Here is a 12,756-nt window from a genome sequence, read left to right as displayed (position 1 = left end):
CAATAGACAAGGGGACGATTTTTTTGTTTTTAAATATAAGGATTTATATGGTTCACTTCATCAATGATCCTTATATTTCTCGCTGAAACGGTACCGTCCTAATCAGGAGGGCAAAGCCGTTTCCGCTTGGCGGACTGATGTTTCATTATAGGATAACTACTAATTTTGAGGGGTGTAAGGCAATGAATATTATCGACGAACTAGAATGGCGCGATGCCATCAATCAACAAACAGATGCCGAAGGGCTTAGAGAACTGACCAATCAAAAATCGGTATCTCTGTACTGCGGTGTAGATCCAACTGGTGACAGTATGCATATTGGCCACTTGATTCCGTTCATGGTGCTCAAAAGATTCCAGCTGGCAGGACATCGTCCGGTTATTCTAATTGGTGGGGCTACGGGAACGATCGGTGATCCAAGTGGACGTCAATCCGAGCGCTCTTTGCAAACGCTGGAGCAAGTCCAAGCCAACGTTGATGCACTTACAGCACAAATGAAAAAATTGTTCGTGACTGATGGCGACAATCAAATCCGCATGGTGAACAACTACGATTGGACGCATAAAATCAATGTTATCGAATTTTTGCGTGACTATGGTAAAAACTTCAGTATCAATTCGATGCTTGCCAAGGATGTTGTAGCGAGCAGATTGGACAGCGGAATTTCCTTTACGGAATTCTCCTACCAAATCCTGCAATCCCTGGACTACCTGCACCTGTTCCAGCATGAAGATGTGCAGCTGCAAATCGGTGGTTCTGACCAATGGGGGAACATCACAAGTGGCTTAGATCTGATTCGTAAAAAAGAAGGTTCTGAAGCGGTGGCATTCGGACTTACCATCCCGCTTATGCTGAAAGCCGATGGTACAAAATTCGGTAAAACAGCTGGTGGAGCCATTTGGTTGGATCCGAACAAAACGACAGCTTTTGAATTCTACCAGTTCTGGGCAAATACAGATGACCGTGATGTTGTGAAATACCTGAAGTACTTTACATTCCTCTCTAAAGAGCAAATTGATGCACTAGCAGAAAAGGTGCAAACCGAACCGCATAAACGTGAAGCGCAAATAACACTGGCTGAAGAAATGACCAGATTCGTGCATGGTGAGGAATTGCTGGAGCAGGCTAAACGCATTACTGCCGCTCTGTTCAGTGGAGATATTAAATCTCTGACCGCTGACGAGATCGAGCAAGGCTTCAAGGAAATGCCGACCTACGAAACGACATTGGAGTCCAAAAATATCGTGGAGTGGCTGGTAGATCTAGGAATTGAGCCATCCAAACGTCAAGCGCGTGAAGACATCACCAAAGGCGCAATTTCCATGAACGGTGAAAAAGTTAGCGATGTAGCATTTGAAGTTACAGCCAGCGAAGCCATCGGCGGACGTTTTATCATTATCCGTAAGGGTAAGAAAAACTACAGCCTGGTGAAATTGTCCTAATAATAAGAAGCCTTCCTTATGAATAAGGAAGGTTTTTTGTTGTATTTTAAGTATAGAGGCCGACTATTTGCATATTAAGTGAAATTTGAAAGGTGAAATCGTCAAAATTATGGTAAGCTTAGGATTCGTGTGATTTATGGATTAACATGATATTCTACAACTATAACAGAAAATTAGGAGTGGTAATTTGAGAAGACAAAAACCAATGACCATGGAAGAATTGATGAATGAGTTACAAGGACAGAAAACGTATCAAGAAGATCCCAATCACATCTCTTTCGAGAAATTGTTTAATGAAGCGTTTATGAGTAAGTATTCCAATTACAAAAGTTTCGATGAGTTTGTAACCAAAGGGAACTTTCAAGTAAAGACAGAAGAAGATGTTGCTGACATACCTGATGAACTCTTTGATCGTCATGTTGTTAGGGAGACGAAGTTTGCGGATTGGAAATCCATGTTGGAAACAGCAAATAGAGAATACGTCCGTAATTAATAAGACTTAGTCTCTAACTACCGTTAGTTAGACTCATCCACAAAGAAACTGCACACCCTTATTGCTTTGTTCCAACGGACAATGGGGAGTGCAGCTTTTTTATGCCCAGTTATTCGACCAGCTATGATGTTTTACTCATCGTTGACTTGCAGATCTATGATTTAATTGAACAAATAGGAATTAGGTTCTACAAAGATAGTATTACATAGGAGGGGCAGAATCGTATGACTGCATGTATACAAACCTCTAAGCAGGAGACCCTTCATGTCATGTGGAAAACCGTCTCAGAGGATTGTAATCTAGCCTGTGATTATTGCTATTACAGTACAGCCGGGGGACATCCTCAGCAACCGATCCGGGTGATGGATACGGAGCTTCTGGAGCGGTTTATCGCTCAGTACATGAAAAGATCATCAGGGATAGCGACTTTCTCTTGGCAGGGTGGGGAGCCATTATTGGCCGGACTTTCGTATTTTGAACAAGTGATTTCATTTCAAGCTAAGTACGCTCCGCCTCATACGATGATCAGTAATGCACTGCAGACCAATGGAACGCTTATCCATGAGAAATGGGCGAAATTTTTAAAACGGTATAACTTTTTGGTTGGGATTAGTCTGGATGGCCCAGAGCCTATTCATGATGCTCATCGTGTAACGGGTTCGGGGAAAGGCAGTTATAATCTAGTTATGCGTGGGATTCGTCATTTACAGAATGAGGGTGTGGAGTATAGTATTCTGACGGTGATTCATGAAGATAACGTGACGAAACCAGAGGAGTTGATGGCATTTTATCTAGAACATACCTTTCCGAATATTCAGTTTATCCCCTGCATGGATTTTGTTTCTCAGAAAAGTGATGTAGCGGGACGTTTCCGAATTACACCTGAACAATACGGAGTCTTTTTATGCCGTACATTTGACCTTTGGTACAACGGTGGGTATCCAGAGCTTCCTATTCGTATTTTTGAGAATATGCTTCTTGTATTCATGCATCGTGAGGCAGAGTTATGCGTTCACAACTCATGTTGCCCGAAGATGATGGTGCTTGAAACGAACGGGGATGCCTACCCTTGCGATTTCTTTATTGATGAAGAGCATAGGCTAGGAAATATCGGCCAAACTGACCTGAAAGCGCTGCTAACCAGCCCAGTATATGATGATTTTTTGTTAATGAAGCCCAATATGAATGAATCATGCTATAAGTGTGAGTACCTTAGCTTTTGCAATGGGGGATGTCCGCGCAACCGGAATTGGCTTGATGTTAATGATCGGACTGAGGTTGATTATTTCTGCCATAGTTACAAAATGTTCTACTCACACGCCTATGAACGCATGTTATTACTGGCGAACCGACTTAGATCGGAGCGGATGCTGGAGTACAGGAAAAGTGCAAAACCACTTCCAGGTCGAAATGATCCATGTCTCTGCGGAAGCGGGAAGAAATTCAAAAATTGCTGTCAGGCATTATAGCTTTGACTAGATAAGGTTGTCCCAACAGTCATGCAAAGGATTGGGAACAACCTTTTTGTTATGCTATAGAACCATATGATTTCTCGCCATTATTGCCGCACCAGTCACCACAGCTTCTTCTTTTAATATACCTAGGGAGAAGTGAGGTTGGTATTCAGGATAACGGTAAGTGTTTCTCTGTGCCACCTCCACCGCTGCTTGGAAAAACAACTCGTGAGAGTGAATGAGCGCACCGCCTAGAATGATGGTCTCTGGATGAAACAGGTTGATAACGTTAGCGAGCCCGATCCCGAAATGGCTGGCAGCTTGGGTAAATAATTCACGCGCATGTGGATTACCGTCTCTAAAGGCTTGTACCAATACATCATAAGTCAGCTTCTCAGGCGCCACTTTATATCTTTGGAGGATCAGATCGTTGTCCATTTTCGCCTCCGAGCGTGCACTTTGTTCTATGGCCTGCACAGATACAAATGCTTCCAGAGCCCCGTAGTTCCCGTCATGATTTAATCGGGGTCCATCTGTCTGGATGATCATTTGACCAATGGCATCTTCCATATCCATTGTGCCATGAACAATAATTCCATGCGACATCATCGCATAGCGGAGTCCTGCTCCGGCATGTACATAAAGCATATGCTGAATGTTTGCGTGACGGATAGACCATCGTTCCCCAAGCAATGCGGAATTGGCACCGTTGTCCAACCAAGCTTTGAACCCCGTCCGTTCCTCCACCAATTTGCAAATCGGAAGATTGTTCCAGCCCGAAGAAGGGAAGTGCAGCGGCTTTAGGATCAAGCCATGTTCCCGATCAAGTGGCCCCACAGCCCCTATTCCTATCCCGATGATTTGACTGTCCACTAACTGATGGTCCCGAAGGAAAGCGCGTATTTGATTACTGATATGATCTATAAATCTTTCAGGTGTGAATGCCTGATCCATTCGCCAGTGAACAATTGATTTTGGGTTCATTTGCATATCAAATAAACCAAGAGAAGAATACACCCTGGAAATCTCTAAACCGATTATATAACCGTAGAAAGGATTGATCTGGTATAAAATAGGTCTTCTGCCTCCGCTAGATTCTCCAAATCCGCTTTCTATCAGCAAGCTTTCTTCGGTCATCTCATCCAATATCCGCGTCATTGTGCTTTTGGTAAGTGAAAATGTCTGTAGAAGATCTAACTTGGAAACAGTGCCTTGTTCGGCGATTCGGTCGTATAGGAGTTTTTTTGGTGATGGAATTTGTGTCGAGCGCTTTTCCACGATATACCTCCAAGCTATATATAGGATGAACTTGTAAGATCGTTTTTTATATAGTTTGTATTTATTAACATGAATATAGTATAACTCATAAACCCTTGGTTGTATTTTACCGTTCAAAAAACTTAATTCCATTTTGGGAAAAAGTGATATAATGAAATTACGACAGATTATAAAAGGGTGGATTCCATGAGAATAACTATGAAAACAAATATGATACCGAATACAGACCTGAGGATAAGTCTACTGTTTCAGTTGTTTTGGGTATTTGTTCGAATTGGTCCAGTAACCTTCGGGGGAGGTTATGCGATGATCCCTATGATCGAACGGGAAATTTCCGCTAAACGAAAATGGCTGGGTGAAGAAGAGATGGATGAAATTCTATCTTTAGCTGGTGCTGCACCTGGGGGTGTAGGTGTAAATGCAGCGGCATTCATTGGTTATCGTCTTGCTGGTGTGACGGGGGCGATTGCTGCAATCGCAGGGATAACGATTCCGACCTTTATCATTGTTTGTTTGCTTAGCGCCGTGTACTCCCAACTGGCCGACCAACCAAAAGTCATTGCCGCTATGAAAGGGATTAATGGTGCTGTTATTGCTTTGATCCTAGTAGCTGCATATCGAATGGCCAAGAACGCTATAATTGACAAGACTACCGCAGTTACGGCGTTAGTTATACCGGTTGTTTTACTGGTTTTCGGAATTAATCCCATTTACGTGATTGCAGTTGGTTTATGTATTGGGTTTGTATATCTGCAAATTAAACAGCTCTTAGGGCTCCAAGTTCGAACGGAGAAGGAGTCCTTGAAAGCTTCTGATGAAGAATCGAATTATCCGGAGTATTACATTTAGGGGGAAGCGATGTGATTTGGAATTTATTTTTCACTTTTATAAAAATAGGTCTTCTGTCTTTTGGAGGAGGGTACGCCATCATTCCGATGATTCAGCATGAAGCCATGGCTGGGGGTTGGTTATCCGAAGGGGAATTTCAAGAGGTAGTTTCCATCGCAGGGATGTCACCTGGTCCTGTTGCGACGAACAGTGCAACCTTAATCGGATATCGTATAGCCGGAATGGAAGGAGCGATTGTGTCAACATTAGGCATGGTTCTGCCCTCATTTTTAATCATCATTGTTATTTCTGTCTTCTTTTATCGGGTGAGGGATAGTCAATGGATTAAAACGTTATTTTATGGTTTGCGGCCAGTGATTACAGGCTTGATTGCCTATGCTGCGATTCGTTTTGGCTTAAATAGCGTGGAACATGCTTTTATTACTTGGCAGACCCTTGGCATGTTGATCATTGTATTCGCTGCACTTTATGGTTTAATGAAATATAAGCTGCATCCGCTCACCATTATCGTTGCTTCTGGCATTCTTGGGGTAGCTTTTTTTTAGACAGAGCCGGGACGATCCCAGATTGGAGGTAAATCATGTCAGAGAATATAAGGGCATGTTGTTCAGCTAGTCGAAATCAAGTCGCGAAACAAGAATCTATTGATGTTTGTAAGGAGAACACAACGGTTCAAGGAGTAACAGGGGAAAAAGATTTCTCGGACATGATCCTTATCCCTGGAGGCACTTTTCTTATGGGGACGGATGATAAGGAAGGGTTCCCCGCAGATGGAGAAGGGCCGACTAGGAAGGTTACCTTATCTTCCTTTTTGATGGATGCAACGGCGGTTACGAACAAGCAGTTTGCTGCTTTTATCCAGGAAACAAACTATGTTACAGATGCGGAACGTTTTGGATGGTCTTACGTGTTTCATTCTTTTGTATCCATGGAAACTGGGAAAAAGGTGACCCAAGTAGCCACTCAAACCCCCTGGTGGTGGGTGGTGGAGGGAGCGGATTGGTGTCATCCTGAAGGTCCGGATTCCCATGTAGATGAACGACTTGATCATCCGGCTATTCACCTATCATGGCATGATGCGGATGCATATTGTCGCTGGGCTGGTAAACGTCTGCCTACGGAAGCGGAGTGGGAGTATGCCGCACGAGGAGGACTGGTTCAGAAACGGTATCCTTGGGGGGATGAATTAAAACCAGGCGGAGAGCATCGCTGTAATATATGGCAGGGAAAGTTTCCCGATAAAAATCATGCCAGCGATGGTTTTGCAGGTACCGCACCTGTAAGTTCCTATCTGCCTAACGGCTATGGTCTTTATAATATGTCAGGAAACGTGTGGGAATGGTGCGCGGATTGGTTTACTAAGGACTATCATTTATCTTCCGAATCCGTGAATCCGAAAGGTCCAGTAAGTGGTGTCGCAAGATCGATGCGCGGAGGATCATATTTGTGCCATAAATCTTACTGCAACCGTTATCGGGTGGCGGCTAGAAGCAAAAATACTCCAGACAGCTCTGCCGGAAATATTGGCTTTCGATGTACGGCTGATTATACAAGTTAAAGCACTTTTACGACTACTACATAAGAAGGAGGAACTTCCTTGTCCTCTATCATCCATAGTCAGTTTGACATCAACGTGCTGGACGTCCTAAAGATTCAATATCAGAAGCGGATCCTGTTCGATTATGTACAGTCTTGTTATACCGTCTCTTATATCCAAAAAGGTGAGGTATTGACGACATCCTCCGAAGGAGAATATGTTGCTTCTGCCGGAGATGTGATGATCCACCGTCCTAACGAGCCTTTTAATGTGATCTCCAAAACGGATGGTGTACATTATCTGTTTAATATTAACGCTAAAGTTAAAGACGGAGATGACTTCTTTAAGTTATTCCCTTTAGGCAAGGTGATTCGGGTCCGGGATCGAAGCGAATATGAGCGAAGGTTTGACGAGTTGCGGAGCCTGTGGTTGCAGGAGGAAGATGATTTCAGGAATGTTCAGGTTGGTTCATTGGCATTTTTTCTTCTTTATGAAATTATGGAGAGTACCAAGCTTGGCGGGCGACGTTCTTCACGAGATCCCTTTATCACGGACCGCTTTAATGAAGCGTTGCAATATATGGAGGAGAGGCTTGATCAGGAGATTAGTAGAGAGGAGCTTTCCAAGCTCTATCATATGAATCCTGTTTATTTTAGCCGGGCATTTCAGAAAATATATAAACTGACACCCATGCAAATGCTGCGAAAATTGCGGCTGCAGCAAGCTAAACAAATGCTGGAATATACGGATTATACAATCGAGCATATCTCCCAGAGATGTGGTTATTATGATGCTTCACACTTCAGCAAGGTATTTCGTGGCGAATACGGTAAGGGGCCGGCAGAGTACCGGAAAAGTATCGAATTTACAAAAACAAACATCGCTACTCCATAGCGGAGCTTTCCATATTCATTTACTCTTATAAGCATGAGCAGATCATTCTAAGCTGCCCGAATCGAGCGTAACCATTTCGATGAAAAGGAAAGGCAGGGAATAACTCATGAGAATCTTGTATTTGGATTTGGATTCGCTTCGCCCGGACCATCTGGGATGTTATGGCTATCATCGGAATACCTCCCCGAATATCGATTCAATCGCAAAAGAAGGTGTCACCTTTACCAACTACTATTGTTCAGATGCTCCTTGCCTGCCGTCTCGTTCTGCTTTAATGTCCGGGCGATTTGGCATTCATAATGGGATTGTAGGGCATGGCGGAACCGCTGCTGATATGCGTAGAGAAGGAGCAAAACGTGAATTCAATGACCGGTTGGGGATGGAGAGCCTTCCGGCTATATTAAGGCAAGCGGCGATGAAAACTGCATCGATCAGCACCTTCTCCGAACGACACTCGGCTTGGACCTTTAACGCCGGGTTCCAAGAAGTGTTTAATGTTGGTGGCAGAGGGCATGAGACGGCAGAGCAGGTGCTTCCAGTGGCACTTAAATGGCTTGAGGATAATGGGGAGTCCGAAAATTGGTTTCTGCACCTGAATTTCTGGGATCCGCATACACCTTATCGTACACCTGAAAGCTACGGTAATCCGTTCGAGAAGGAGCCTTTACCCGATTGGATCACGGAAGACGTGTTTGAGCTTCACCGAAATAAGAAGGGGCAGCATAGTATTGAAGATATGAATGCGCTCGCGAAATCGCATTATCAGCAGCATTTCAGGCATCAGCAGGAGATAGAGAACCGTGATGACCTGCGTGTTATCTTTGACAACTATGATGCTGGAGTTAAGTATCTGGACGAGCATCTCGGAAAAGTTTTTTCTAAGCTGAGAGAACTTGGCGTGATGGAAGATACGGCTATCTTGATCTCTGCGGATCATGGAGAGAGTCTGGGTGAACTAGGAATTTACTCCGAACATGGCACAGCAGACGAGGCGACTTGCCGTATTCCGATGATTGTTCGCTGGCCAGGGGGCAAGAAGGGAATCGTGGAGGAGGGGCTACATTATCACCTTGATCTAGGACCTACATTAGCAAGCCTTTTGAATTTGAAAGCGGCTGCTTCTTGGGATGGTGAAAGTTATGCAGGTACCATTCTGGAGGGGGATTTGGGAGGGCGTGAGTATCTCGTAATCTCACAATGTGTGCATGTGTGTCAACGCAGCGTTCGGTTTGCGGATTGGTTATATATACGTACCTATCATGACGGACACCATGGATTCCCGCAAGAAATGCTGTTTGATTTGAAGCATGATCCTTATGAACAACATAATCTTGCCGAAGTGCGTAAAGACGTTTGTATGGAGGCTGTCTATCTGTTGAATGAATGGCATGATAATATGATGGGCTCCATGGATTGTGATATCGATCCATTATGGACAGTACTTATGGAAGGTGGACCCTACCATGCCAAAGAGTATCTGAGCTCATCCTTATAGGATGCTTAATAATATCCTAGTAAATGCGGCGAATGAAAGACATATGAAATGGAGGTTGCCCTGAATGGGCAACCTCCCTATTTATGTTCTCGCTTTTTGTGGATCTATTAAAGATCCGGGAAGCCTCAAAACGGTCTTCGTCCCGCTACCCTCCTTACTATACAGCAGAACGCCGCAAGGATCGCCATACTTAAGATTTAGACGATTATTGACATTTAGGAGACCGATATGATCTCCTGATTCTATATTCTTACCAGCCAGCAACTCCGTAAGTTGTTCCAGTCTTGTTGTATCGATGCCTACACCATTATCTTCTACCACGATTTCAAGCAGCCCCGCTTCGTTTTTCTCTACGGAGATCAGCAAAATTCCTTGTCCTTGTGCCTCAAGCCCATGACCAAGCGCATTTTCAACAATAGGTTGAAGGATCATTTTAGGCACGGGAATGTGTAACCATTCCTGGGGACACAACAGCTTGTAAGTAAATTTGTCCGGGAAACGGCCTTGGTAAATCCTCACACAAGATTCCGCGATTTTCAGCTCTTCCCCAAGAGTTACCTCCTCTTTGCCTTTGATGCTGTACTTGAGCATTGTGCTTAAGGCGGTAGTCATCTCGAAGATATCCCGATTTCCTTTTACGATCGCAACTCCCTTGATTGTATCTAAAGTATTGCTTAAGAAATGCGGATTAATTTGACTTTGTAAATACGAATATTCCGCCCGCTGCTTTTCCAGATCGGTCAGATAAAGTTGAGTTGAAGCATCGATTAATTGGTCCGTCAAATCGTGGATCCGTGTGGTCATATCGTTGAACTGTCGAGAGATGATTTCAATCTCAGCATAGCCCTTTAAATCGACCTTGTTGTTCAATATCCCCAGACTTCCGCCCTTTAATTGATTCATATAACGCATAAGCCTAGACAACGGTCTTAAGAGATTCATCATAAGCACAGAATAGGGGATAGAGACGACCAGCAAGATTAAGGCTAGAAGAGCATAGCTGACCTTCTTTAATTTCTCCAGTTCTTTCATTAAATTATGGACAGGAACAGCGGTTATGATTTTTCCAGAGATCTCCGGTAAGCTAAAGGACTGAATTGCATATTTCTTTCCATGAACGGTCTCGACGATGGACTCTCCATCCCTTCCAGTTGCCCGAGTTTGAAACTGCTGGAGCATATCCTCCGGCTCATTGCTATTAGAGTAGATCATGCCTTTATCATCCATCATAAAAAAGCTGGTTCCGACCAATCGGGGATACTCAGAAATTTCAGTTTGAATGGCCTTCATATCTACAATAACTGCGAGATAGCCAATTTTTTCACCATATAGGGACGTGTCACCTGAAGCGAAGATGTTCATCCCGAAAAGCAGTTTTCTCTTGTCGATGACTTTGTCTGGAGGACTGTATCCGCGATAATGAACGATTCCATCCTCCTCAGCTGTTTTCATAAGATCGATAGCATATTTTGTTCTTCCTGCTAAGGAAATACGTGTGTTTGAGCTGCCGATAACAATAATATCTAAGATATCCGTGTTCATATTTCGGGCGATGCTCAACAATCCTTCAACTTTTTGGGATAGATCGTAGACTCGAAGCTTATCATTCTCGACTAGGAACTTTTGGACGGTCGAATCGTAACCCACATTCATCATCATGGAAGAAACGTTGGCATAGTTGTCAGAAATCCGTTGCTTGAGGAGGGAGACCAGCTCTGTATTGTATTGCGTATTTTGATTAATGATAGTTTCGCTTGATAGTTGGTAGACTCGTGAAACGATGATTGGGATAATGGCAACAATAAATAACCCGAATAGCAAAACCTGAGTTCGGATGGATAGTCTCTTAAATGTCTTCATTGTTTTGTTCCCTATATTGTGTAGGTGTCATTTTGAGATGCCGTTTAAAAATTCGTGTGAAATAGAAATAATCCTGAAAACCGCATTTCTCACCGATTTGGTAAATGGAAAGGTTGGTTTCGATCAGCGTTTTACAAGCGTATTCAATTCGTAAACGACTGATATGTTCGATGATGGTCTCGCCGACCTCTTTTTTGAATAATTGGCATAAATAATTTGGACTTAAAAAAAACTGATTGGCTAAATGCTGGATCGAAATTTCTTGATTGAAATGGTTGCGGATGTATAACATGATTTCTTTGACTTTGTGGTTTGAGATTCGTGAAATATCAGATTCGTTTCTGTTCATAAAAATATCAAGTGTCATAAGAATCAGATCATCGATCATAGCTTCAGCCGTGCCGTACCGATAATAGAGCTGTTCATATCCTTCAAAAAAACGGCCGCTAACCCGAGTCCCTTCCCGAGGAAATAAGTAGAGGATCGATGTATAGAGCAAATAGGCTTCTTTAATGGTGAACGTTCCCTCTTTGAATAATTTCTTTATCGATTCCATGGCTGCTATGAAACCGAGCCGGTCTTTATTATGAAGAATCCGGGAAATCTCTTTGAGTTTCTCGTCGATCGGTATTTCCTGCTGTGGATTCACCCGGTAACATCCGGGCATCCCCGTTGTGAACATACTGAAAGCAGCATGAGAGGCGGACTCTAAAGATGCATCCAATTGTTGTATATCCGAAATAGAAGGACCGATCCCGACTCCGCACTCTTGTACAACTTCTGTTTGTTCAAGACCCTGGAGGAAGACTTCGTATTGGCACTCTTCTAATAAGTATCCATACCTACGGCGGCTCATTGGGAAGACCAGGGAAGAGAACTGCCCGACATCTACAGGTGAACTTAACCCTTGGATAACAATGGGGATATGAGGGGTATCTTTCGACAAGGGTATTTTCTTCTCATCCAACCATAAGTTAATTCGTTCAAGATCTCCGGAACAAACCGCTTCATAAAGTTCGAAGTCGTGGATAGGTTGTTCTTTAACTGTCTTGGAATCGTGTTGCTGGGCTATTCGGTTGAGCATTCCTTCAATTTCTTCGATTTCAAAGGGTTTGAGACAATATCCGAAAGTACCATAATTCATCGCTTTTTGTGCATAAGCGAACTCGGCATGTCCGCTGAGTACGATAAAGATCGTATCAGGTGCGATGGCCTTGCCACGTTGAATGAGCTCTAGTCCATTCATAACAGGCATCTTGATATCTGTTAGAACAAGGGTGGGGCGAAGCGATTGAATTAATTGAAGGGCTTCTTGCCCGTTTTCGGCATCGCCGATTACTTCAAAGCCGTATTTCTTCCAATTCACTCCTGCTTTAATTCCTTCTACAATCCACTTCTCATCATCTGCAATAATCACTGAACGCATAAGTGAATCCCCCTTTCTTTATAGAGCT

General features: G+C 43.5%; 11 protein-coding genes. 8 read left to right on the top strand and 3 right to left on the bottom strand.

Annotated elements, in window-relative coordinates:
- Positions 1-182 precede the first annotated feature (182 nt).
- From tyrS to NYE72_RS17830, 3 genes are all read left to right on the top strand, one after another.
- Positions 183-1,442, top strand: a complete 1,260-nt coding sequence (tyrS, locus tag NYE72_RS17840) for a tyrosine--tRNA ligase (RefSeq protein WP_036688216.1) — start codon at positions 183-185, stop codon at positions 1,440-1,442.
- Between the two features lie 205 nt (positions 1,443-1,647).
- Positions 1,648-1,935 carry a hypothetical protein gene (locus tag NYE72_RS17835; RefSeq protein ID WP_036688213.1) on the top strand — a complete coding sequence of 96 codons (288 nt, stop codon included), beginning with the start codon at positions 1,648-1,650 and terminating at the stop codon, positions 1,933-1,935.
- 224 nt (positions 1,936-2,159) lie between these two features.
- Positions 2,160-3,404, top strand: coding sequence for an anaerobic sulfatase maturase (locus tag NYE72_RS17830; RefSeq protein WP_339210145.1), 1,245 nt, complete (start codon positions 2,160-2,162; stop codon positions 3,402-3,404).
- Between the two features lie 63 nt (positions 3,405-3,467).
- On the opposite strand, the gene NYE72_RS17825 is transcribed toward NYE72_RS17830, so the two are convergent.
- Entirely contained in the window at positions 3,468-4,667 is a 1,200-nt protein-coding gene (locus tag NYE72_RS17825) for an ROK family protein (RefSeq protein WP_339210143.1), read from the bottom strand.
- A 186-nt stretch (positions 4,668-4,853) separates the two neighbouring features.
- On the opposite strand from NYE72_RS17825, the gene NYE72_RS17820 reads away from it, so the two are divergent.
- From NYE72_RS17820 to NYE72_RS17800, 5 genes are all read left to right on the top strand, one after another.
- Positions 4,854-5,516 carry a chromate transporter gene (locus NYE72_RS17820; RefSeq protein WP_339210141.1) on the top strand — a complete coding sequence of 221 codons (663 nt, stop codon included), beginning with the start codon at positions 4,854-4,856 and terminating at the stop codon, positions 5,514-5,516.
- Positions 5,517-5,527: 11 nt separating this feature from the next.
- Positions 5,528-6,061 carry a chromate transporter gene (locus NYE72_RS17815; RefSeq protein ID WP_036688207.1) on the top strand — a complete coding sequence of 178 codons (534 nt, stop codon included), beginning with the start codon at positions 5,528-5,530 and terminating at the stop codon, positions 6,059-6,061.
- Positions 6,062-6,096: 35 nt separating this feature from the next.
- On the top strand, positions 6,097-7,074 hold the full coding sequence (locus NYE72_RS17810; RefSeq protein WP_081387006.1) for a formylglycine-generating enzyme family protein: 978 nt from the start codon (positions 6,097-6,099) through the stop codon (positions 7,072-7,074).
- 39 nt (positions 7,075-7,113) lie between these two features.
- Positions 7,114-7,947 carry an AraC family transcriptional regulator gene (locus tag NYE72_RS17805; protein WP_036688203.1) on the top strand — a complete coding sequence of 278 codons (834 nt, stop codon included), beginning with the start codon at positions 7,114-7,116 and terminating at the stop codon, positions 7,945-7,947.
- 106 nt (positions 7,948-8,053) lie between these two features.
- Entirely contained in the window at positions 8,054-9,442 is a 1,389-nt protein-coding gene (locus NYE72_RS17800; protein WP_076146432.1) for a sulfatase, read from the top strand.
- An 81-nt stretch (positions 9,443-9,523) separates the two neighbouring features.
- Here NYE72_RS17800 and NYE72_RS17795 read toward each other — a convergent pair whose 3' ends face one another.
- Positions 9,524-11,302: a histidine kinase gene (locus NYE72_RS17795; protein ID WP_036688197.1), complete on the bottom strand. Its 1,779-nt coding sequence runs from the start codon at positions 11,300-11,302 to the stop codon at positions 9,524-9,526.
- Positions 11,289-12,728: a response regulator gene (locus NYE72_RS17790; protein ID WP_339210139.1), complete on the bottom strand. Its 1,440-nt coding sequence runs from the start codon at positions 12,726-12,728 to the stop codon at positions 11,289-11,291. Before NYE72_RS17790 ends, NYE72_RS17795 begins: the two co-directional genes overlap by 14 nt.
- Between the last annotated feature and the right edge of the window lie 28 nt (positions 12,729-12,756).

The sequence above is a fragment of the Paenibacillus sp. FSL L8-0333 genome (genome assembly GCF_037965665.1).
GTDB classification, from domain to species: Bacteria; Bacillota; Bacilli; order Paenibacillales; family Paenibacillaceae; genus Paenibacillus_AQ; species Paenibacillus_AQ odorifer.
Note: the sequence above shows the minus strand (reverse complement) of the source record. Positions and strands in the feature narration are given on the sequence as shown.

What these genes read in the sequence shown, in the direction of transcription:
- tyrS (WP_036688216.1), top strand. Translation starts at nt 183, where the DNA reads ATGAATATTATCGACGAACTAGAATGGCGCGATGCCATCAATCAACAA.
- NYE72_RS17835 (WP_036688213.1), top strand. Translation starts at nt 1,648, where the DNA reads ATGACCATGGAAGAATTGATGAATGAGTTACAAGGACAGAAAACGTAT.
- NYE72_RS17830 (WP_339210145.1), top strand. Translation starts at nt 2,160, where the DNA reads ATGACTGCATGTATACAAACCTCTAAGCAGGAGACCCTTCATGTCATG.
- NYE72_RS17820 (WP_339210141.1), top strand. Translation starts at nt 4,854, where the DNA reads ATGAGAATAACTATGAAAACAAATATGATACCGAATACAGACCTGAGG.
- NYE72_RS17810 (WP_081387006.1), top strand. Translation starts at nt 6,097, where the DNA reads ATGTCAGAGAATATAAGGGCATGTTGTTCAGCTAGTCGAAATCAAGTC.
- NYE72_RS17800 (WP_076146432.1), top strand. Translation starts at nt 8,054, where the DNA reads ATGAGAATCTTGTATTTGGATTTGGATTCGCTTCGCCCGGACCATCTG.
- NYE72_RS17795 (WP_036688197.1), bottom strand. Translation starts at nt 11,302, where the DNA reads ATGAAGACATTTAAGAGACTATCCATCCGAACTCAGGTTTTGCTATTC.
- NYE72_RS17790 (WP_339210139.1), bottom strand. Translation starts at nt 12,728, where the DNA reads ATGCGTTCAGTGATTATTGCAGATGATGAGAAGTGGATTGTAGAAGGA.